Origin of the sequence: Echinicola rosea (genome assembly GCF_005281475.1) — a bacterium.
Classification (GTDB): Bacteria; Bacteroidota; Bacteroidia; order Cytophagales; family Cyclobacteriaceae; genus Echinicola; species Echinicola rosea.
In genome coordinates, this window is the sequence record NZ_CP040106.1 from 3,600,530 (window position 1) to 3,622,601 (window position 22,072).

Here is a 22,072-nt window from a genome sequence, read left to right on the forward strand (position 1 = left end):
CAGGTGGGGCAATCTGAGTACTACTATTTCATCTTCCATTTTTACCACAACACCATGAAAGTTTCTTTAGTTACTGCCTGCTATAATTCAGCAGACACCTTGCAAGATACCATTGACAGCATATGTCGCCAGTTGTACGATGATATTGAATATATCGTTGTTGATGGAGGCTCCACGGACGGTACCTTGGAGATTATCCAACGGAATGCCAATTGTATAGACTATTGGATTTCAGAACCTGATAATGGTCTTTATGATGCCATGAATAAAGGGATTCGTGCTGCCACAGGAGATGTGGTTGGGATTATTAATTCAGATGATTTTTATCATCGAGATGATGCAATTTCCAGGGTCGTAGATTGTTTTGAGCGTACTGGTAAGGATTGTGTTTATGCTGATGTCCGATTTGTTTCACCAGAAAATTTGGAAAAAACGGTTAGGTATTATTCCTCTAAGCGTTTTCATCATGGGTTGTTTAAAAAGGGCTTAATGCCTGCCCATCCGACATTTTTTACCTATAAGAAATACTTTGATGAACTGGGGTATTACAGGACTGACTATCGGATTGCTGCAGATTTTGAATTGCTATTACGCTATTTGTACAAATATGGGCTGACCTACGCTTATATGCCTGTAGATCTGATCAAGATGCGTACGGGTGGGGTAAGTACCCAATACCTAAAGAATAATTGGACCATCAATCGGGAAAACTTGAAAGCATGTAGAGATCATGGGCTATACACCAATTATTTCCATTTGTATTCCCGTTATTTTAATAAAGTTTTTGAGTTTGTTCCGACCATGTGGTGATGTGATAAATTGAATAAAATACAATGTTATGTTGAGTTATTCAGATTGGATAAAAGAATGGTTGCAATGATTACGGAAAACTCACTTCTCATATATGAAATACTTTTATTGATTTAATTTTCAATATTTTATTAATTAAATACCAATTAAATATTGTTGAACCTATATAATAATATTAATTTTAGGAAAGTTTTGACATTCGTAATTCATTAAGTTGAATTTTTGCAGGTGATTTCGCTGAATATGTAGTTATTGAAATAGTTATATATCAGCAATGAATTTTAAAATGAGGTTCAATAGGTGTTTACCGTAAACCATTGACATGTTTTTGTATGTGTATCTATACGGTCGGATCAATTCAATAAAAAGTCAAAAGGTCTTACTTAAAATAAAACTTCAAGATCAATTATATAGACAGTAATAATCCTTTTTCTAACATCAAAACCATTAATACAATGAAAATGAAGCAAAATCAAAGACTTGGACTAACGGGGCTTTGTTTCCTGTTTGTTCTATTGTTCATGACGAATTGTGGAACCAAAGAAATGGAATCCACGGATCCTTATCAGTTCCAAGAAGAGGAATTTGAAGCGGTTCCTGATGTTCCCGATGTAGCCGATCCAGAGCCTGAAGTGGTAGAGCCAGAAATCGGTGATGTGGTGACCTCTCCAGGTACATCTGCTGTTATCGACGAATTGGGTAATGTCAATGGAGAGAGTGATATTGATGCAGAGACCAAAAGCAACCTTGAAGATATCCTGGAATTCTCAAATGGTTTGTCTGCAAACTTTAAGTCAAAAGCCGAAAATTTAAGTGAATCGGATATCGATGCGATTTTTGATCCAGCAAACGAGCTTTCCAATGATTATAGTGAAGTTCTTAGTGCGTTGGAAAATGTCTCTCCCGAACTGTTAGGTTTATTGCCAAAAATCAATTACACTGATGATTATGAGGCGATGAATACTGAAATAGCATTCCCTGAGGAAGGTCAGCTTCGGGTGACTGTCCCAGAAGAAGCGACCCAGCGAACTAACAATGTGTATGGTCCTTGTACGGCTGCTGCTCTAAAGGCTTATGACAAGAAAATAGAAAAACTAAAAAAGCAGCGGGACAAAGCCATGGAGAAGGCCCAGAAGAATTATGAAAGACGTCTGGATGAGGCTGAGGATAGATTTGAGTCCAGATCTGATATGTTGGATGAAAAGTACCATGAAAAATTGGCTACCGTAAAAATCACCGTTCTGGCTTTATATGGCGTGGCAGATCAGGTCTCCAGTTTCAGTCCAGAGCTTGGTGCTGTTTTAAAATACTTTACCATCATTTACGGTGTATATGCAAGGCAACAAGTTGACGCTTGGTACAACGAAGGTAAGCTGTTGTTGAAATATAAGTTTACGGAGGAAAAACTGGCCGCATTGGAAGCGCGTGATAAGTGCATTGAAGAAATTTTGATTGAGTACGATAAGTGTGTAGATAAGGCCAATGAAGTATTGAAAGATGCTTTGGCAGCTTGTCATGATCAAGGAGCAGGAAATTAATTCACCATCCCGCTAGTGGATAAGATGTTTTGATATGGATAAAGCTGTATTGCCGATGGAGGTGCGGGGAGATTGCTCTCTGCTCTCCTTCGGTAATTTTTTATCGGATTTATCAAATATCATGTCCACAACAAAACCAATTTTTGAATCATGTACATCCTATCCTTTTGATTACAAGGAGCAATCCATGTAGTGATAGTTTTAGTTCTTTTTGCATTTTAAGTTTGATTCTCAAGGGGGAATGTTCATAGTCCCTTGAATAAAAAAATATTTACGGTAATTCCTTCTACACGAGAAGGGCAATGACGATTGTCGTCTTAGATCAATGAGAAAAACCACGCTTTTAATTGCCTTGTTATGGGGCATGACAAGCCCCTTATATGCCCAAATAGAGTTTAATAATTTGGGAATTGGCTTGACCTATTGGCATAGAAATTATAGTGGAATGGATGAAAGAGGCTTCCTGCCCAATTATCCGGGCGAAGGAGGTTTTTCTAAAGGTGCTGTTATGCCAAGTGTAAGTGGAGAATTGACCCTTACTGATAAATTTGCGCTTGACGGTAGGGTTGGTTTTTGGAGAGGAAATTATTCTGGAGAAACCCTGTTTTCTGATGGGAGGACACTTTCTGGAAAAAACAGGCAGACAATCATTCCGATATCCCTTGGCTTAATGTATGTCAAAGACGACATTGATTATGGGAATGTCCGTGTTTTTGGAGGGATTGGGGCCAACCAATACCTGATTCATAACGATGTCAAAATGACTTATGGAAATGGAGAGGGAACCACCTATGGGCAATCCCAAACCGCGATAAGGTATGGCTATTACGCCAAATTAGGCATGGAATACTTTCTTACTTATTACATTTCCGTGGGATTTGACCTTCGCTATAATGGTGGAAAATACCAGCAGCAAGGGGTGAATACAGAAGAAGTCTATCAGGTGGATATAAAAGGCCCGGAAGCAGGTTTTTCGCTACATATCCACTTTGATGATGAATATTAAAACCAATTGTTTCATTCCGACGAGATATTTTTGAAACAGGCTATAACACATCTGCTAGGTTTGTTTTTGGTGCTGATATTGGGCTATCAACAGGCCGTAGCCCAAATCAACTTTATAGGAAAGCCAGGATATATGACCACTCCTTCAGCAGCATGGGATGAGGATAGGCGCTTAGGGCTGTCCTTCGGGTATGTTCCCAGAAACCATTCCAAGGACATCAATCCTGGTGCTAATACACCGGTTGATTTGAATACGCTGAATTTTTATAATGTAAGGGCGGGGATTACCCGTTTCATGGAGATCAACTTTACGGTTACGTACAGGCCTTTGCTCCCTGATCAGATTGGTATAGGAGATAGGCAAGTGGATTTTCGATTTCACCTGTTACGAGAAAAAAAATACCGCCCTTCGCTGGTGCTAGGGATAACACCTCCGGGATCTGCGGCGCCATTTATGTCCCAGGATTACTTGGTGGCTACCAAGAATATTGAGGCGGGAATTTTGGATTTTCAGTTTAGTGTTGGGTATGGATCACCTTATGTCATAAAGAAAAATAGGGGAGAGGACTCTTCCACTTGGGTGATTGCACTAAAGGAGAAATTCTATAATTCACGCTACCTAGTTGGTTTTTTTGGAGGAATGGAAGTAAAACCCGTGGAATGGGGAGGCGTCATGGTAGAGTACAATACCAGCACCATAAACGCCGGTGCCTTTATAGATGTAAAAGATTGGCTGACCTTTAGTGCTTACACCTTTGAGGGGAAGTCCTGGGCCTTCAATGTCGCATTGCAGTTTGGGCTGGATTTCAAACCTAAAGAGCTTAGGGCTTATGAGAAGAATCACTGATGTTTTTTTAACGCTGCTGTTGGTGTTTTTAGCAGGAGGGACAATTTTACGAGCTCAAGGTGTGATGGATCCGGGTACATTGGAAGAGGCCTTGTACCGATATGGGTTTGAGCAAATACATATCAGGGAGGTTGAAGATAGTTTGGAGGTGTTTTTTGAACATCGGAATTTTCGAAATCCCAAGCAAAGCATGGCTTTTGCGAAACGAATAATAGAGGACACAGGATCGGACAAACCACTGATTCTGATACCTTCATATCATAACCAACCGATGGGAGCTTATGCTGGGAATCAAGGTTCCTTTCGACAATTAGACGTTGAACAATGGGGTTACTTTAAAAAGAACAACACCAAAATGGGTGGCTACCGTTTTCATTTTAGGATTATGCCTGAAGTGTCAGCCCGTTTTGGATATTACGAACGGCCGGTCCAGGCCAAGACCAATATCATCATCGATACCCGAATTTATCTTTTGCCTGGCTTGAGTGTTCAGACGGGGGTACTTTTTCCCATCCAAAATTCACTGGACAATCAGGACATGCTGCCAAAGCTGGCTCCAAGCCAGTTGACATATTTTAGACACTTTATGGCTGACCACTATTTTATGGCGAGTGCAGGAACATTTTTTTCCAACCGCTATGGAGCAGATTTTCAGTATAGATATGCCCCCTTGGAAAGTCGGTGGAGTGTGGGGGTAGAAGTCGCTTACACGGGGTTTTATTACCTACAATCCAGCCAGTTTTATATGGAAAATCCAAATGATTGGATGCTCATCGGAGATGTGGAATACCGTACTCCTATAGAGGACGTAAGCCTAAAACTAAGCGGAGGGCAATTTTTGTATAAAGATAGAGGTGCAAGGCTGGACATGATCAAACAATTTGGAAATGTAGATATAGGGGTTTTTGGGGCGCTTTCAAAAGCCGGAAATACCATTGGTTTTCAGTTTGCATTCCCATTGTACCCAGGAAAGATATTACGCGGAAAGAAGCTAGAGTTAAGGACGACAGAAGAATTCAGGTGGGAATACAATTATCACAATGAGAATTCCATCGTTCAAGGTTTTAGAACAGGTACACCCAAATTAACCGATATATCAAGGCAGTATAATGGTAGGTTTATCAGGGGGTACTGATAGGCTGCTTTTAGAAATGGTTTTGGGAGTAGGTAGTAAGTTTTTATAAATCAATTATATACAGTTGTACAGTAGTTTTTAAACGCTCTTCACATGCAAGTAGTTTTGACCCTAATTTTATCTTTTACAGTTGGATTGATGGTAATCCCCATGGTTATTTTATGGATCAAGAAGAAAAATATTCTGGATTTGCCCGGTGGACGAAAGATCCACAAACGCTCAGTACCCTCCATGGGAGGGATAGGCATTATGATCGCTTTCTTTGCGGGAATACTAGGAAGCCTGTCTGCTAGTGATTATTCCCAATACACTTATGTTTTTTGTGCCGTCCTGGTTCTGACAATGATCGGTTTTTGGGATGACAGAAAAGATATGAGGGCCAGTCATAAGTTAATTGGACAGTTGTTTGCTTTCTTTCTGGTGGTGGTATTGGGGGATATTCGAATAGAGAGTTTTTATGGATTTTTGGGGATTTATGCATTACCCATTTCCGTTAGTTATGCGTTGTCCATATTTATGCTAGTAGGACTAACCAATGCTTATAACTTAATTGATGGTCTTGATGGTTTAGCGGGGACATTGGGGGCTATATCCTGTGGTTTTTTGGGCGTCTGGTTTATGTATGCAGGGTATGCTGTTGAAGGGATTATCTGTTTGGGCATGCTGGGAAGTTTGATGGCTTTTTTGATTTATAATTGGCATCCAGCAAAGGTTTTTATGGGAGATACGGGTTCGTTGCCCATAGGGTGTTTTATCGCGGTTTTTGCACTACTCTTTATTCGTGAAAATGGGGAAATGCATCCTTCTGCAGTGTATAAGTTTCATGCGCCCATTACCGCTGGGCTTTCTCTTATGGTGATTTGTAGCTACGATACGTTAAGGGTGTTTTTAAGAAGGATAAGGAGGGGAAAATCACCCTTTACACCGGATAAGTCGCATGTCCATCATTTTCTAATGAGAATGGGACATGGTCATGATCAAGTGGCCATGTTCCTAGGGGCTATTAAATTGCTCTTTTTGGGCATGGTCATCATGTGCAGTGGGTTAAATGAGCATTTGATGTTTCCCTTTGTGGTGGGCTTGACCATCGCCTTTGGCAGTTTGATCAATGTGGTAACACTGAAAAGGATGCGTGCCAAAGTCAGAAAATCTCCCCCCATTTCACAGCGATATCCCATCAAGCCAACTGCCACGATAAAATCTAAGTCCACCTGGGAGGACGAACCAGTGCTGGAAAGCTAACGGACTTTCTATCCGTGTAAAGTGAAAGAAATATAATTGGTCAGTCCCAGATTCCGTTTGATTTGGTAAGGATCTGCGGATGACCGTCTGTTATCAGAATAGTATGTTCATGCTGTGTGACAAAACCGCCTTTGTCTCCTACCAGTGTCCAACCATCACTGAGGGTGTCGGCGTAGTTTGAATTGGTGGAAATGAATGTTTCTACCGCTACAGTTGAGTTTTTCTTAAAGCGTTCCTTGTTGCTTTTTACCCCAAAATTTAGAATGTCATCTGGCTTTTCATGGAGACTTTTTCCCACGCCATGACCTGCAAGGTTTTTGATCACCTTATAGCCTCTCTTTTTGGCTTCACGCTCTATCAAAAAGCCGATATCGGCTATTTTTACCCCACCTTTGATATTGGAAATGGCCTTTTTAAGAATCTCCTTGGAAGCATCGACGAGAGGTTGGTGATGATAAATGTCTCGGCCCAGGACAAATGATCCCCCATTATCCGACCAAAAACCGCCCAGTTCTGCAGATACATCTATATTGATCAAATCCCCTTCTTTTAGCACCTTGGTAGTGGAAGGTACCCCATGGGCTGCTTCCTTGTTTATGCTGATGCAGGTGAATCCTGGGAAGCCATACGTTTCATAAGGAGCTGACTTTGCACCGAATTCCTTTAGGATAGCACCGCCATATTCGTCAAGCTCTTTTGTAGTCATTCCCGGTTGGGCATATTGGCGCATTGATTTTAGCGTTGTTCCTACGGCTTCACTGGCGCGTTGCATTCCTTGTAATTCAGCTTCTTGGGTGATGGACATGGTTTCCTTTTTTTTTGATAGCTAACGTAATTCAAAACAAAAATAACAAAAAAAGAGGTTGCACCATTGATTTTGGATGCAACCTCTTCTGTAAATGATCAACTTTGATGCCTACTTAATCCATTACTATTTTATAGCTTGGATCATTATCGGCATAATTGACGTTTATGATTTTTTCCGCTTTTTCCAATAAGGTTTTGGAACTGGTGCTGAGGTGTCGGATATAGACCGTTTTTCCGGCTTTATCGTACCTTTCGGTCACTTTGTGCACAGCATCTATGCCGGAATGGTCAACGATTCTGCTTTCAGCAAAATCAATGATAATTTCTTCAGGGTCATTTACAGGATCGAATTTTTCTCCAAAAGCCTGTGCTGACGCAAAGAAGAGTGGGCCATAGATTTCATAGTGCTTCACACCATTTTCATCTACCCGCTTCCTGGCACGGATCATTTTGGAGTTTTCCCAGGCAAAAACCAATGCAGCGATAATTACACCTACCAATACCGCCAATGCCAGGTTGTGCAAAAATACCGTTACCAACATCACCACAATCATTACCAAGACGTCAGAAGTGGGTACTTTTTTGAAGATTTTTAAGGAGGCCCACTCAAAGGTCCCTATGGCTACCATGAACATCAACCCCACCAAAGCAGCCATTGGGATCATTTCGATGTAAGAAGAAAAGAATAGGATAAAGGTCAGTAAACCACATGCAGCTACGATGCCGGAAATCCTGTTCCGACCACCTGCGTTGACGTTGATAAGGCTTTGCCCGATCATGGCACATCCTCCCATGCCGCCAAAGAAGCCCGTAGTGACATTGGCCACTCCTTGGGCGATGCATTCTTTGTTTCCATTTCCCCTTGTTTCAGTAATCTCATCTACCAGCGTTAGGGTCAGAAGGCTCTCAATCAATCCCACACCGGCCATGATGGCCGAGTATGGTAGAATGATCATAATTGTCTCCCAGTTTAATGGTACCATCGGTAAATGAAATTCCGGAAGGCCACCTGAGATAGACGCCATATCGCCGACCGTTCTGGTATCGATGTTTCCAAAAATCACAATGCCTGAGATCACCAGGATAGCGGCCAATGCTGAAGGGATTACTTTGGTGAGCTTCGGTAAAAACTTAATGATGACCATGGTCAAGACCACAAGGGCCAGCATGATCCATAACGGAGGACCTGAGATCCACTCTTTTACCCCAGGGCTTGTTTCTATCTTAAACTGTTCGAATTGTGAAGTGAAAATGATCACTGCAAGTCCATTGACAAAGCCGTACATTACGGGATGGGGCACCAGCCGGATCAGTTTGCCTAGTTTTAATACCCCGACGAGTACTTGGATTATTCCCATCAAGACCACGGCCGCGAAGAGGTATTCTACACCGTGGGTCACGACCAAAGCGACTACCACTACGGCTATAGCACCGGTAGCCCCTGAGATCATTCCGGGCCGTCCTCCTAGTATAGCAGTGATCAGACCAATGAAAAAGGCCGAATATAGCCCTACCAATGGGGAAACCTGTGCAATAAAAGAAAAGGCTACTGCTTCGGGCACCAAGGCCAAGGCTACGGTAAAGCCAGATAATACTTCATCCTTTAAGCTGGATTGCTTAGGACGAAATAGGTTAAAGAACATTTGTGTCATGTCTTTTGCTATTTATAGATAGTATGAAATGTGATTGTACAAGGAAACTGCACAGCTGAATTTTTCAGCCGTCATGGTAATAAGGATATCAAAAAAATCTCCTCAGGGCGGAGTAGGGGTGGTCTTTATGATAATGTTGTTTTCCATCTGGTCTGCAAAGGTAACGTTTTTGCCAAGAAACCAAATAATATTCTTGATTTTGACCAACGTTAGCTTGTGTTATAGATTGCTTGAAAATGCCTTAGTGTGACTAAGAACTTTCGTGATTGTTTATTTTGAAACAAAATTAGTGTTTTGTTATGAATGATTCAAATTTTAGGTGGTTTATTAATTGTTAAGTCAATGGATTTCGATCTATTTGACGTTTCGTAAGCTAATTGAGGATATAGGGATAGTGAAGTTGTAAATATTACTAATTGTAGGTGTTTAATATTTCATTTCATTTTAATAAATTAAGGTAACGTTATCCCATGATTGGAATGACAACAGTTTTTTGAATGTAGCAACCTAAATGACACACTAATGGACTCCTATAAAAAGACCATAACTGAGTTGTTGGAATTTGCAGGTATTCAGCTGAACGGGTCAGCTCCCCATGACCCCCAGGTACACCATGATCATTTTTACAAGCGGGTGATGAGAGAGGGGTCGCTCGGCCTTGGAGAGGCTTATTTGGAAGGCTGGTGGGATTGTGAGCGGCTTGATGAATTTTTTCACCGGATTTTACGGGCGAACCTCGATCAGAAGGTAAAGGGAAACCTAAAAGTCCTCTGGCAAGGGGCCAAAGCGAGGCTTTTTAACCTTCAAACCAAGCACCATTCTAAGGACATCATTGTACAACATTATAATGTAGGGAATGACCTCTACGAAAAGATGTTGGATCAGTACATGATGTACAGTTGTGGCTATTGGGAGGCGGCTGATAACTTGGACGAGGCGCAAGAACATAAATTGGAGCTGATCTGTCAAAAGCTCAAATTAACACCTGGCCTGAGGGTTTTGGATATTGGGTGCGGTTGGGGTGGTTTTGCCGCTTATGCGGCAAAAAATTACCATGTAGAAGTAGTAGGCATTACCCTTTCAAAAGAACAAGCCAAACTGGCCAAGCAGCGATGTGAAGGACTCCCAGTGGAAATCAGGTTGCAGGATTACCGGGATGTGAAGGAGCCGTTTGACCGTATTTTGTCTATTGGAATGATGGAGCACGTAGGGGCCAAAAACCACCGTGAGTACATGAAAACCGTTTACCAAAACCTGAAGGATGATGGGATTTCCTTGGTGCATACCATTGGCAACAATGCCTCGTACCAATATACGGATCCCTGGATCGATAAATACATCTTTCCCAATAGTCTGATACCTTCAGCTGCTCAATTGACCAGTGCCATGGAAGGCTATCTTTTGTTAGAAGACTGGCATAATTTCGGATTGCATTACGATTATACGTTGATGGCTTGGTTGGAGCGTTTTCGTATGGCATGGGGTGGCTTGAAAAAGGAATACGGCCACACTTTTTACCGGATGTGGGAATACTATCTTACCTGCTGTGCCGGATCTTTCCGCGCTCGTAAAAACCAACTTTGGCAGGTGGTCATGGTGAAAGATACCTTTAAAGGAGATTATAAAGCAGTTCGCGCTGTCAATCAAAGCCATTCGGTATAATTTTAAACTTGTTTACCAAGTGCCCGTAGGGCAAACGCGTTAAGTGTTTTGAAGGGGAACAATTTTCGTTTAGGCCTAGCTATCATCCGTGCCGCTGACACTCCTTCGGGAGGTTGAGGAGCGCTTAAGCTCCTGCAGATGAATCCGCGCAGGTTACAAATTTTATCGTGCCGCTGGCACTTTGCCTCGATTTATACATAGGAAACCGCAACAGCCTATCTTACCGAATGGTGGGATGGCTGAAAGAATGATTAGTCGGTTTGGTTGAGGTTAAACTCCGACTTTGTGTTAGCAATTGAGCATCCTGCCTAATCCATCTTTGGCAGAAGGTCATAAAGAAGGTGCTGGTGACAACCAAAAATGATTACACACAAAAGTGTAAGTTCCGTAGGAACGGCAGATATAAATGCAAATAACCTGAGCTCGACTTAATTTTAGTATAAAAAGCGTCATACGAACCCTTTTAAGGAGGATGTGGCAATCCCGAAATGCCGAGACTTCCACGGCTTCCACCCGCTCAGGCCTCCCTCTAAGCCTCGCAGTGACGGTTTTATAATCGAACTGAGGTAAATAGGGATTTTTTTTAAATGCGTTTGCCCTTTAAGTGCCCGGTATTTCTGATTGTTTTTAAGCAGGTTTTGGTAAGTTTGTATGGGTGAGTGAATTCACCTAGCTAAATATAAAGTGTTTTAATAAACAAGCTACTTATGCCTGACGGGAAAAATAGAAAGGATATTCAAATTGGAGACTTGGTAGAGGTCGTCCAGAAACATCACCAGCGAACTGGAGAATTAACGGAGGGCTTGGTGAAAAGAATTTTGACCAAATCGCCACAACATCCCCATGGAATCAAGGTGCAACTCGATACTGGCGAAGTGGGTAGAGTGAAAAATATTATCGAGGAAGACTAAAAAAGGAGCCTTAAAGCTCCTTTTTTTGTTCAATGCTTACATCCAAGCACTCCAAGGGATCCTTGAAAGAATCAAAAGCAATGCAATTCCATAGAACATATACAGGCTTCTGAATCTAGCCCTGTCTTGAGTCAGCTTCTTGGCACGGCTATAACCTACGGTTACGAGGATGACCGCAATAATATTCATAAGAGGATGCTCAAGGGCGTATAATCGACTGACTGAATCCGCCATGGCATTTCCACTGGTCATATTGCTAAAGCCCAATGGACTGATGAAATAAATGATGATGCCTACCAATAACTGGATGTGGAGTGGAATCAAGCCGATAAGGCCAAATTTACGGTCTTTGTCTGTAAAATTCCTGTTTCCCAAGGCACCAACGAGTGCATAAATAAAAACCGCTATCAAACCGGCCAAAACCAAGTAGGCCATTCCGGAGTGAAGGTGTTGAATTCCTGTTTGCATGTTGTCTCTAATTTTTGATACTCAAATTAACGCAAAACTTAGGAGATTTTAACGGATTTTGATCACTTTGTGTTGAGTGGACAGGCGAGATGTGCAGATGTAAATCAGCCTACTGTATATTATCTACTTGAATATTATCGGCATAACTGCTTCCAATAGGAACGGTATGTTTTCCAATGGTGACTTGGTGTCTTTCTATTTTATCAATTTTTGACTTATTGGCAATGAACGAACGATGGATGCGGCAAAAGTAGCTTGGCAATAACTTTTCAGCATCTGAAAAGGTCATTCTTGTCAAAATCTTATTTTCGGGTGTTTGGAAAGTGACATAATTTCCTGATGCTTCCAGGAAAAGAATATCTTCCAGCTTTACCTTGACTTGCTCATAGCCTGTTTTGAGGAATATAGAAGTGTTTTCGGAAGTGTGTTGGTTTTTTAGCATCCAGAGCTCGTTTGCTTTGGTACAGGCCTTGATGAAGCGGGGAAGGGAAAAGGGCTTCAGCAGGTAATCGACTGCGTCCAGCTCAAAGCTCTTAACGGCATGTTCTGAATAGGCAGTGGTAAAAATAATCATGGGATTATGCTGAGGGAGCTCTGCAAATTCCATCCCGGAAATATCCGGCATTTTAATGTCCAAAAAGATCAGGTCCACAGCATGATCCTGCAAATAGTCCAAGGCCTTAAAGGCATTGGTAAAAGTGTCCAACAGGGTCACAAAGGGGACCTTGGAAGTATGGCTTTTGATTACTTCCAAGGCCATAGGTTCGTCATCGATGGCGATAGCGTTCAGCATGGATCAGGGTTTGGTCAATTGTATGGATAAATGTACGAAAAATTCCATGTCATTTTCCCGTATCACCAGTTCGTGGCGCGTTGGATAGAGCAGCTGGAGCCGCTGTTTGACGTTTGGCAAGCCGATACCGGAATGTTTGCCTTCGGGATCATCTTCGCTTTTACGATGGATACTGTTATAAATGTCCATGTGTAGCGAGCCCTCCAAGCACCTAAGGTTAATTCTTACCCATGATTTTTTTTGTAGGCTGATGCCGTGCTTGAAGGCATTCTCAATAAAGGGAATCAGCAGCATTGGTGCGATATTACCTTTGCAATGCTCTTCTTTTCGATTGAATTCGATGGTGATGTTTTCCTGAGTTTCAATTCTTAATTGCTGCAGATCTACATAATTGATCAAATAATCAATTTCCCTGTCCAGCGGGATGGTTTCCTGTGTGTTTTCATGCAGCATAAAGCGCATCATATCGCCTAGTTTTTGGATGCTTTCAGCCGTTTTTTCTGCATTTTCTTGAAGCGAGATGCCATAAATGGTATTCAGGGCATTGAAAAGGAAATGGGGATTGATCTGGTTACGGAGTTGTTTGAGATCAGTGGTCTTTTCCTCCAGTTGTACATTGAGTTTGTCCAGCTTTTCGATATATCCTTGGTATTTAAGGAATAATGCATTTGAAATGGGATTGATCACCAGTACCAGAAGGGCAACCGCCACTGAACCGACCAGGATAATTTCTTCCTCACCAGAGGCGGCCGCAATGGTAAAGAATGTGCCGGCCATTAAGCATATCAATAGCCCATAATATACCTTTGAGGCTTTTGTTTGACCTTTTTGTTTTTTGCGATAGACTAAAAAGTAATTGTAAATGAAAATGACAATAAGTGATGGAATTACGATCGCATAAATGATCAAGATAATCATATTGTAAAAATGATGAAACTTAAAGAGGAATATCAGCAAGAAGATATATAATGCCCCAATTCTGGAAATGTTATAGGCCAAATAGTTAGGGTTTCGCTGCGCCATGGTGGCCTTTTCCAAGAATGATACCACAAACATATAACCCACGTAAAGGGCCACAGCGGCAAAGTAAAATGGAATAAACATGTCATCTCCCCATTCGGCACCCATATAAAAGGCGCCAGTAGCTATCCAAGAAACTATAAATATCAACAAGCTGAAAAGGATAAGCTTCCATATTTTGTGTTCAGTCTGGTAATTAGGGACCACTTTCATGTGCATAAAGTAGAAAGCAGCGAAAAGGATGGCCGGAATAAAAATGGTCGAAAAGTACCGGGCCATTTCGTCCGAATTTCCCCCAATGTAGCCGATACTTATTTTACCGCCCAATATATTGGTCAGGATGATCAGGAAGAATACCCCTGCGACCATCCACCATTCCATTTGTTTAAATTGTAGAGCTTTTTCTTTCATGTTCAAATTTGCTAAATAATGATGAAGCAATGATAGCTTTTGCCTGATCGGTTCCCAAAAAAATGTGACCAATCGTGGGGATTATGGGGTGAAGAGGGAAGATGGAAGTGAGGGAATGAATGATGAATTGAGAATGAGGAATGAGCCATTAGGAATGTGAACGGTTGTGCTGGGTCTCTGCTCCAGCACGGGCAAGTTTTGAGTCTCTGACTCAATTAAGCTGTTCCAGATTTGTAACCCTCTCAGTTAATACCATATTTAATAATGAAAATAATATTATCCATTCAACACTAATCAGGGAAGTACACACAGGACCTGTCCCGGTTTTCGGGAAAACGCTTCTGACTAAAAGGCCAACATCAAATCAGTGTTCATCAGTGTATAAAAGTGGTTAACTTAATGACTGGTGTGGAAGACCGGAGGAGGAAGTGAGTATTGAAGCCGAAAGCCGCTGCTGTGGCTTGCCGGCTCGGTGCTGTGGACTTCACCATAAAAAAAGGTGACACAAGGGCCACCAGTTTAGGGTTCTATAGGTTTTGATAGGATGTTCTCTTTACTTCTTTAAAGTAATTTAAAATATCATTCTGTTCCAAATGTAAAATTTCCGCAAACGGTTGTGCAATCAATTTCGGAACAATAATTTATATGGTTTCTAAATAAAAGGGTTAAAATATTGGGCTTGTGATGGAGTTTATGTAGGTTCATGTTCTTAATTTTGGATTGCGTAAGTAAGTACAAAAAATGTCCGAAAAGCATCAATTAACATTAAAAGATATAGCCAAAGAATTGGGCTTGGCCGTATCGACCGTTTCGAGAGCACTGAAATCACATCCTGACATCAGTGAAGAAACCATTAAAATGGTAAAGGATTATGCCGAAAAGCATCATTATGTGCCCAACCTCTTGGCGGTTAATTTCAGAAAGAGCAAAACATTTAACATAGGCCTGATCATTCCGGAATTGGTACACCAATTTTTTTCTTCCATCATCAGTGGTGTGCTTAGTGCATCCAATGACCAAGGCTACAATGTCATGATCTGCCAATCCAATGAGCAGGTGGATGATGAAAAGAAAGTGGCCAAGGCACTGCTGAACAGTAGGGTGGATGGGGTCATCATTTCACTTTCCAATGAGACCACCGAGGTGGGCCATTTGGAGGAATTCTTGGCAGCGGAGATCCCAGTGGTACAAGTGGACAAGATCATCGAAACTTTTGATACACCAAAGGTCATTGTTAATGATTTTAGTGGAGCACATCAAGCCGTGACTGAATTGATCCATAAAGGCTATCAAAAAATTGCCCATATCCGTGGAAGACTAAATGTCCATCATTCAAATGAGCGCTTTAGGGGCTATGCAGAAGCATTGGCCGAAAACGGAATGGTATATCGAGATGACTACATCAAGGTATGTGATTATCTTAACCAAGAAGAAGGGTATGAATTTGCCAGGTCCCTGATGGAAGGTGAGAATCCTCCCGATGCAATCTTTTGTGTGACTGATTTGGTCGCATTGGGGGTCATGCGATACTTAAAGGAATCTGATATCCATGTCCCTGATCAAGTAGGCGTGATCGGGTTTAGTAATTGGCAGCTGGGAGAAATCATCAGCCCCACACTTAGTACCGTACATCAGCCAGGCTTTGAATTGGGGGAAAAAGCAACTGCCTTATTGCTTGACAAAATCAATAATGGACTGGAAAGCCCTAATGAACTCGTGGTATTGGATGCTGACCTGATCGTCAGGGAGTCAGTAAGGTGAGCACTGGACAAGCAATATTTCTTGGGGAATGAATTTCGACAAACTTTCTTGGAGTTTTGCCCAACTTGATTTTCAGTATAAAGCGCTATTGGTGTCCATTGGGTTTAAGCGTGAATTTATAAGTGCTAGGAAGAAAATTACTGCTAAAACAATGAGATTTAGAAAGGGCGTTGCCCATGGCTCAACATGTTACGCTCTTTCAGGGCTTTTTATGCTACTTGGCTTTTCCCTTTTAAGAAAAAAATCAGCGCAAATCATAATCATCTGCCCTATCAACACTCCATCAGCCCCAAGCTTTTCTACTCGATCCGAAATCGTTTGACAAGAGACTGTTAACAATGAGGAGGCAATAGCTTAATGTTAGGGTAATTTTGGAAGAAAAATATTGGGTGTGTGTTAAAATAAAATTAACTTTGGGCAAATTACACACGCGATGGAGACGGCCCTTACTTTCTTAATGTTTACACTAGCCTATGGGCTGTGTTTTCTTTCATTTTATCCGGAAAAATACTTGCGAAAGTTCAGTTACAAGTATTCCCATAAGCAAATCCCTGAATACAAGAAATTCAGGCTAGCTGAGCCGATGTTTTTCAGTTTTCTGGCCGGCTATCTTGTTGCTTTCGCTATTTTGTTTCTGATGCCCTGATTATATTATTGAGTAAAGTGCCCCAATATTATTGCATGCTCCAATTAATGTCGGTGTATGGGTATTAGGAGAGTGATTGGTTTTCTTTGGAGGCAAGTTCCAGAATTTTATCAAATTCGGTAGGTTCTAGGTCTTTGAAGAAATAGTGGACAGGATTAATGGTACGGCCATCTTTGATGACCTCGTAGTGCACGTGAGGAGCCGTAGAGGAACCGGTGTTGCCCACCGTGCCGATTTGGTCGCCCCTTTTTACGTTTTGGCCCCTACGTACATTGAATTCATTCATGTGTCCATACCTGGTTTCAAAACCAAAGCCATGGTCTATCGTGACAGATTTACCATAACCACCAAATTCTGTTTTGACCTCTTCGACCACTCCGTCGCCGGTTGCATAAATAGGCGTGCCTTTGGGGGCGGAGAAATCAATCCCGGTATGCATTTTTCTTACCTTTAGGATAGGGTGGATACGCATGCCATACCCAGAGGCAAGTCTTTTGAGGTCTTCATTATGGATGGGTTGAATAGCGGGGATTGAAGCCCAGTATTCTTCTTTATTGAGGGCTTTTTCGGCCAGTTCATCATAGGAAAGTGACTGGATGTACATTTGTTTTTTGAGCTTGCCCACCTTGTTCATGACGTCCATGATCAGGTCCTCTTGCTGTAGGCCCTTTTCTTTAAGCTCCCTGAATCGGTCAGATCCACCATAGCCGGCGTCCCTAATGGAGGAGGGGATGGGCTCTGATTCGAAGATGACCCGATAGAGGTTGTCATCGCGATCCTTTAAGTCGGTCATCATCTCATTGAGGTGGGATACCTCTTTTTCCATCATTTCATAGTATAACTTCAGCTCTTCATTTTCTTGTTTAAGCATCAGCTCCTTTGGGCTGTCGAAGTAATAGCTAAAGACCATAAGGATCCCAACTGCAAAAATCGAAGATAAGGACAGGAAGCCAAGAACGCCCAATAAAATGTCCCATTTGCTTTTTGTGTATCGTTCGTATTTACAGGTTTTGGGATCGTAGTAATATTTTATTCTACTCATTATTAATTAAATGGTATTTCTCCTATTTTTGTACCCCTATGAGTGGGTTTCTTGTGGAATATCTCGCTTGAAACATGCCAATATAGGCATATCAGTTGTATAATCCGAATTATTTAAGCATATAACATCTTACATGGACGCTAAAAGAATCAGAAGTACTTTTATCGAGTATTTCCAATCCAAGCAACATCAGTTTGTACCTTCAGCACCAATCGTGGTCAAGAATGACCCGACACTTATGTTTACCAACGCAGGAATGAATCAATTTAAGGATTATTTCCTTGGGAATGAGACCCCTGCGAGCACTCGTGCCACTAACAGTCAAAAGTGCCTGAGAGTTTCTGGAAAGCATAATGACCTGGAAGAAGTAGGCGTGGACACCTATCATCATACAATGTTTGAGATGCTGGGAAACTGGTCTTTTGGTGACTATTTTAAGAAAGAAGCCATTGCTTGGTCTTGGGAGTTGTTGACAGAAGTTTACAAGTTGCCCGTTGACAGGCTTTATGTGACGGTATTCGAGGGGGATGAAGGAGATGGATTGGAGCGGGACATGGAAGCATTTGACATGTGGACAGAGCATGTGGCCAAGGATAGGATTCTCTTTGGGGACAAAACGGATAATTTCTGGGAGATGGGGGATGTAGGTCCCTGCGGTCCGTGTTCCGAAATCCACATTGACCTGCGTCCAGAGGAGGAAATCAAGGCCAAGCCGGGAGAAGAACTGGTAAATGCTGACCATCCACAAGTCATTGAAGTCTGGAACCTGGTATTTATACAATTTAACAGACAAGCCAATGGAAGCCTTTCCGAGCTTCCAGCCAAGCACATCGACACAGGAATGGGCTTTGAGCGATTGGTAAGGGCCATCCAGAAGAAGACCTCCAATTACGATACAGACGTGTTTACGCCGTTTATTGCAGCAGTGGAAAAGAAGGCGGGTAAGCATTATGGAGAAGACGAGAAGATCGATATAGCCATCCGGGTGATCGTGGATCACATCCGAGCCATATCATTTACCATTGCAGACGGGCAGTTACCTTCCAATAATAAAGCAGGCTATGTGATCAGGAGGATCTTGAGAAGGGCAGTGCGGTATGGATATACATTTTTGGGCTTTCATGAGCCGTTCTTGTATGACTTATTGCCATTGCTCTCTGAGCATTTTGGGGAAATGTTTCCCGAGATTTCTTCACAGCAAGATTTTATTGCCAAGGTCATTTATGAAGAGGAGGCCGCTTTCTTGCGCACCTTGGATAATGGCTTGAAGCGACTTGAACAGATCAAAGCAGACTTGGCTGACAAGGGCGAGCAGGTGATTTCCGGTAAGGTGGCCTTTGAGCTGTACGATACTTTTGGTTTTCCGCTGGACCTGACTTCCTTGATTGCACGGGAGAGTGGTATTTCGGTTGATGAAAAAGGATTCGATGTAGAGATGTCCAAGCAGAAAGACCGCTCAAGAGCTGCGGCAGAACATGAAACTGGTGACTGGGTGCAAGTCGGAGAAGATGCGGGGGTGGAATTTGTGGGATATGATAGCCTGGAGACTACCAGCAATATCATCAAGTACAGGGAAATCAAGGAGAAAAAGGGCACGAAATATCAATTGGTGCTGGATGAAACACCCTTCTATGCAGAAAGTGGCGGACAAGTAGGTGACAAGGGCATATTGGTAGGAAATGATGAGACCATCAAAGTCCTTGATACCAAAAAAGAGAATGACCTTATTGTGCATTTTGTGGAAAAACTTCCCCAGTATCCCGAGGCTACTTTTGCCGCTAAAGTGGATGGTGCAAAGAGGGCATTGACGATGAATAACCACACTGCGACCCATTTGCTTCATGCTGCACTTAAGGAAGTGCTGGGAGATCATGTGCAACAAAAAGGATCATTGGTAAATGACCAATTATTGCGCTTTGACTTTTCACATTTTAGCAAATTGAGTGATGAGGAAATTTTGCAGGTGGAGCGCATCGTCAATAAAAAAGTACGGGAAAACATCCCATTGCTGGAGCAGAGAAACGTGCCTATAGAAGAAGCTAAGAAGATGGGGGCTACGGCATTATTTGGTGAGAAATACGGAGAATTTGTGCGAGTGATCACTTTTGACAAGGACTATTCTGTAGAGCTATGCGGAGGAACGCACGTCAAGTACACCGGCCAAATCGGTCTTTTCAAGATTGTTTCGGAAGGATCGATTTCTTCTGGGGTGAGGAGAATAGAGGCGATTACAGCGGATGCCGCTGAGCAATATATCGATGAGCAGGTGAAAGCCGTGAAGTCCCTCCAAGAATTGCTAAAAAGCCCCAAAGATATCACCAAAGCTGTGGAAACACTGGTACAAGAGCGAAATGAGTTGAAGAAGGAAATAGAGTCCCTGCACTTAAAGCAGGCAGGTGCACTGAAGGATGAGCTAATCCAAGCTGTTCAGCGGGTGAATGGTACAAATCAAATCATTGCCAAGGTAAGCCTTCCTTCCGCAGATGCCCTCAAGAAACTGGCCTTTGAATTGAAGAATGAGGTGGATCAAGTGCTTGCCGTCATCGCGGCAGATATCAGCGGCAAGCCTCAGATTGCCGTAGTGATAGCCGAATCGTTGGTCGGTGAAAAATCACTAAATGCAGGTAATGCCGTCCGCCAGCTTGCCAAAGAAATCCAAGGTGGGGGAGGTGGACAGCCTTTCTTCGCTACAGCTGGTGGAAAGCATCTAGAAGGACTCGATCAGGTCGTAATCAAGGCCAATGAGATGTTTTCTACCATCTAATCGTGTAATAGCCTGTTATGAATTTGGTTTTGGGGTAAAACTCTGCCATTTTTGGTTAATTTAACTATAGAACAAATTATTCATTAAGTAAAATGCCTTCACAGGAGATCAAAGATAAGTACGAGTTGGTAGTGGGACTGGAAGTCCACGTCCAATTGCTGACCAAAAGTAAAATGTACGCCTCGGATTCCACGGAATTCGGAAACTTGCCGAACACCAATATTTCGGTCATCACATTGGGGCACCCGGGAACACTTCCCAAAGTGAACAAGCGAGCGGTGGAATTTGCGATGAAGCTAGGTTTGGCCTGTAATTCTGAAATTACCCGAACCAATATTTTTGCCCGTAAAAACTATTTCTATCCTGACCTTCCTAAAGGATACCAGCTTACCCAAGACAAGAACCCTGTATGCGTGGGTGGAATCGTGCCCATTACACTGGAAAAATCAGGGGTAAAACGTGAAATCGAGCTTACCCGGATCCATATGGAAGAGGATGCAGGTAAATCCATGCACCTTGCGGGTGAGGTGGATACCTTGGTGGATTATAATAGGGCAGGGGTGCCTTTATTGGAGATCGTGACAGAGCCGTGTATCCGGGCATCTGAAGAGGCTTATCAGTTTATGGCAGAGATCAGAAAGCTGGTACGTTATTTGGATATCTGTGACGGTAATATGGAAGAAGGTTCCATGCGGTGTGATGCCAATATCTCGATCCGATTAAAAGGCGAAACAGCATTGGGCAAAAAGGTGGAAGTAAAAAACATGAACTCCTTCCGGAACGTGGCTCGGGCCATCGAGCACGAGTTTGAGCGTCAGATCGAATTGATGGAGAAAGGAGAAACAATCATTTCCGAAACCCGGACTTTTGATGCCACTACCGGACTTACGGCGGGTATGCGGACCAAGGAAGATCTGAACGATTACCGTTATTTTCCGGAGCCAGACCTAAGCCCTGTGGTGATTTCAGAGGATTGGCTGGAGCGTATCAGCGAATCCATGCCTTCTCTTCCGCGTGAATTGCATGACCGGTTTGTGAATGATTTTGGGCTTCCCGAATACGATGCCAATGTGCTGACGGACAGCAAAGAAATAGCCCTTTATTTTGAGGAACTTTGTGGTGAAACGAAGAATTACAAAGCCGCCTCCAACTGGATGATGGGGCCCGTAAAGTCTTATTTGAATGAGCTCACCCTACATATTGAGGATTTTGCTGTTCGGCCAAAACATTTGGCTAGTTTGATTGCTTTGATTGATGAAGGAAAGGTAAACTTCTCCGTGGCTTCGCAAAAGATCTATCCTGAGATGATTAAGGATCCATCTAAGACACCGTTGGAGATCGCCCAGAAGCTCAACCTGATCCAAGAAAGCGATGAGGGTTCGCTAAAACCGATCGTAGAGAGTGTGCTCGCAGAAAATGAAGCAAAAGTAGCAGAGTATAGGTCAGGAAAAAAAGGCCTTCTTGGCATGTTTATGGGACAGGTGATGAAAAAATCTAAAGGAAAGGCAGACCCTAAAGTGGCCAATAAAATTTTAACAGAACTCTTAGAAGACTAATT

At 42.4% G+C, this 22,072-nt stretch carries 18 protein-coding genes; 12 read left to right on the forward strand and 6 right to left on the reverse strand.

The window, feature by feature from the left end; all coding sequences use genetic code 11:
- Positions 1–54 precede the first annotated feature (54 nt).
- The 6 genes from FDP09_RS14345 to FDP09_RS14370 all read left to right on the forward strand — a co-directional run bounded on the left by FDP09_RS14345 (position 55) and on the right by FDP09_RS14370 (position 6,577).
- Positions 55–810 (forward strand): glycosyltransferase family 2 protein, encoded by a 756-nt coding sequence (locus FDP09_RS14345; RefSeq protein WP_137403328.1) that lies wholly within the window; start codon positions 55–57, stop codon positions 808–810.
- Between the two features lie 455 nt (positions 811–1,265).
- Positions 1,266–2,348: a hypothetical protein gene (locus tag FDP09_RS14350; RefSeq protein WP_137403329.1), complete on the forward strand. Its 1,083-nt coding sequence runs from the start codon at positions 1,266–1,268 to the stop codon at positions 2,346–2,348.
- Positions 2,349–2,673: 325 nt separating this feature from the next.
- Positions 2,674–3,354, forward strand: a complete 681-nt coding sequence (locus FDP09_RS14355) for an outer membrane beta-barrel protein (RefSeq protein ID WP_137403330.1) — start codon at positions 2,674–2,676, stop codon at positions 3,352–3,354.
- A gap of 30 nt (positions 3,355–3,384) precedes the next feature.
- Positions 3,385–4,200 (forward strand): YjbH domain-containing protein, encoded by an 816-nt coding sequence (locus FDP09_RS14360; protein WP_229683385.1) that lies wholly within the window; start codon positions 3,385–3,387, stop codon positions 4,198–4,200.
- Positions 4,184–5,335 (forward strand): YjbH domain-containing protein, encoded by a 1,152-nt coding sequence (locus FDP09_RS14365; RefSeq protein ID WP_137403331.1) that lies wholly within the window; start codon positions 4,184–4,186, stop codon positions 5,333–5,335. Before FDP09_RS14360 ends, FDP09_RS14365 begins: the two co-directional genes overlap by 17 nt.
- A 93-nt stretch (positions 5,336–5,428) precedes the next feature.
- The gene (locus FDP09_RS14370) at positions 5,429–6,577 is read left to right on the forward strand and encodes a glycosyltransferase family 4 protein (protein WP_137403332.1); all 1,149 of its coding nucleotides are present in this window, start codon (positions 5,429–5,431) and stop codon (positions 6,575–6,577) included.
- 40 nt (positions 6,578–6,617) lie between these two features.
- Here the strand turns inward: FDP09_RS14370 and map are convergent, their stop codons facing one another.
- Entirely contained in the window at positions 6,618–7,382 is a 765-nt protein-coding gene (map, locus tag FDP09_RS14375) for a type I methionyl aminopeptidase (RefSeq protein WP_137403333.1), read from the reverse strand.
- Between the two features lie 115 nt (positions 7,383–7,497).
- On the reverse strand, positions 7,498–9,036 hold the full coding sequence (locus FDP09_RS14380) for a SulP family inorganic anion transporter (RefSeq protein ID WP_137403334.1): 1,539 nt from the start codon (positions 9,034–9,036) through the stop codon (positions 7,498–7,500).
- 522 nt (positions 9,037–9,558) lie between these two features.
- Between FDP09_RS14380 and cfa the strand changes: the two genes are divergently transcribed.
- Entirely contained in the window at positions 9,559–10,698 is a 1,140-nt protein-coding gene (gene cfa / locus FDP09_RS14385) for a cyclopropane fatty acyl phospholipid synthase (protein WP_137403335.1), read from the forward strand.
- A gap of 707 nt (positions 10,699–11,405) precedes the next feature.
- A complete protein-coding gene (locus FDP09_RS14390) occupies positions 11,406–11,609 on the forward strand; it encodes a YwbE family protein (protein WP_137403336.1) in 204 nt (67 codons plus the stop codon).
- A gap of 36 nt (positions 11,610–11,645) precedes the next feature.
- On the opposite strand, the gene FDP09_RS14395 is transcribed toward FDP09_RS14390, so the two are convergent.
- The 3 genes from FDP09_RS14395 to FDP09_RS14405 form a co-directional block, all read right to left on the reverse strand.
- Positions 11,646–12,077: a hypothetical protein gene (locus FDP09_RS14395; protein WP_137403337.1), complete on the reverse strand. Its 432-nt coding sequence runs from the start codon at positions 12,075–12,077 to the stop codon at positions 11,646–11,648.
- A 109-nt stretch (positions 12,078–12,186) separates the two neighbouring features.
- Positions 12,187–12,870, reverse strand: coding sequence for a LytR/AlgR family response regulator transcription factor (locus tag FDP09_RS14400; RefSeq protein ID WP_137403338.1), 684 nt, complete (start codon positions 12,868–12,870; stop codon positions 12,187–12,189).
- A 3-nt stretch (positions 12,871–12,873) separates the two neighbouring features.
- Positions 12,874–14,301, reverse strand: coding sequence for a sensor histidine kinase (locus tag FDP09_RS14405; RefSeq protein WP_229683384.1), 1,428 nt, complete (start codon positions 14,299–14,301; stop codon positions 12,874–12,876).
- A 741-nt stretch (positions 14,302–15,042) separates the two neighbouring features.
- Between FDP09_RS14405 and FDP09_RS14410 the strand changes: the two genes are divergently transcribed.
- A complete protein-coding gene (locus FDP09_RS14410) occupies positions 15,043–16,062 on the forward strand; it encodes a LacI family DNA-binding transcriptional regulator (RefSeq protein ID WP_137403339.1) in 1,020 nt (339 codons plus the stop codon).
- A gap of 28 nt (positions 16,063–16,090) precedes the next feature.
- Complete coding sequence (locus FDP09_RS14415) at positions 16,091–16,384, forward strand: hypothetical protein (protein ID WP_137403340.1); 294 nt, start codon at positions 16,091–16,093, stop codon at positions 16,382–16,384.
- A gap of 388 nt (positions 16,385–16,772) precedes the next feature.
- On the opposite strand, the gene FDP09_RS14425 is transcribed toward FDP09_RS14415, so the two are convergent.
- A complete protein-coding gene (locus tag FDP09_RS14425) occupies positions 16,773–17,750 on the reverse strand; it encodes a M23 family metallopeptidase (protein WP_137403342.1) in 978 nt (325 codons plus the stop codon).
- Positions 17,751–17,883: 133 nt separating this feature from the next.
- Here FDP09_RS14425 and alaS point away from each other — a divergent pair, with 133 nt between their 5' ends.
- Together alaS and gatB are read left to right on the forward strand one after the other, a co-directional pair.
- Positions 17,884–20,514, forward strand: a complete 2,631-nt coding sequence (gene alaS / locus FDP09_RS14430) for an alanine--tRNA ligase (RefSeq protein ID WP_137403343.1) — start codon at positions 17,884–17,886, stop codon at positions 20,512–20,514.
- 92 nt (positions 20,515–20,606) lie between these two features.
- Positions 20,607–22,070: an Asp-tRNA(Asn)/Glu-tRNA(Gln) amidotransferase subunit GatB gene (gene gatB / locus FDP09_RS14435; protein ID WP_137403344.1), complete on the forward strand. Its 1,464-nt coding sequence runs from the start codon at positions 20,607–20,609 to the stop codon at positions 22,068–22,070.
- Positions 22,071–22,072 lie beyond the last annotated feature (2 nt).

Coding starts and splice junctions, on each gene's coding strand:
- FDP09_RS14410 (WP_137403339.1), top strand. CDS start 15,043: ATGTCCGAAAAGCATCAATTAACATTAAAAGATATAGCCAAAGAATTG.
- FDP09_RS14395 (WP_137403337.1), bottom strand. CDS start 12,077: ATGCAAACAGGAATTCAACACCTTCACTCCGGAATGGCCTACTTGGTT.
- FDP09_RS14405 (WP_229683384.1), bottom strand. CDS start 14,301: ATGAAAGAAAAAGCTCTACAATTTAAACAAATGGAATGGTGGATGGTC.
- map (WP_137403333.1), bottom strand. CDS start 7,382: ATGTCCATCACCCAAGAAGCTGAATTACAAGGAATGCAACGCGCCAGT.
- FDP09_RS14400 (WP_137403338.1), bottom strand. CDS start 12,870: ATGCTGAACGCTATCGCCATCGATGACGAACCTATGGCCTTGGAAGTA.
- alaS (WP_137403343.1), top strand. CDS start 17,884: ATGGACGCTAAAAGAATCAGAAGTACTTTTATCGAGTATTTCCAATCC.
- FDP09_RS14425 (WP_137403342.1), bottom strand. CDS start 17,750: ATGAGTAGAATAAAATATTACTACGATCCCAAAACCTGTAAATACGAA.
- FDP09_RS14415 (WP_137403340.1), top strand. CDS start 16,091: ATGAATTTCGACAAACTTTCTTGGAGTTTTGCCCAACTTGATTTTCAG.
- FDP09_RS14380 (WP_137403334.1), bottom strand. CDS start 9,036: ATGACACAAATGTTCTTTAACCTATTTCGTCCTAAGCAATCCAGCTTA.
- FDP09_RS14370 (WP_137403332.1), top strand. CDS start 5,429: ATGCAAGTAGTTTTGACCCTAATTTTATCTTTTACAGTTGGATTGATG.
- FDP09_RS14345 (WP_137403328.1), top strand. CDS start 55: ATGAAAGTTTCTTTAGTTACTGCCTGCTATAATTCAGCAGACACCTTG.
- gatB (WP_137403344.1), top strand. CDS start 20,607: ATGCCTTCACAGGAGATCAAAGATAAGTACGAGTTGGTAGTGGGACTG.
- cfa (WP_137403335.1), top strand. CDS start 9,559: ATGGACTCCTATAAAAAGACCATAACTGAGTTGTTGGAATTTGCAGGT.
- FDP09_RS14350 (WP_137403329.1), top strand. CDS start 1,266: ATGAAAATGAAGCAAAATCAAAGACTTGGACTAACGGGGCTTTGTTTC.
- FDP09_RS14355 (WP_137403330.1), top strand. CDS start 2,674: ATGAGAAAAACCACGCTTTTAATTGCCTTGTTATGGGGCATGACAAGC.
- FDP09_RS14365 (WP_137403331.1), top strand. CDS start 4,184: ATGAGAAGAATCACTGATGTTTTTTTAACGCTGCTGTTGGTGTTTTTA.
- FDP09_RS14390 (WP_137403336.1), top strand. CDS start 11,406: ATGCCTGACGGGAAAAATAGAAAGGATATTCAAATTGGAGACTTGGTA.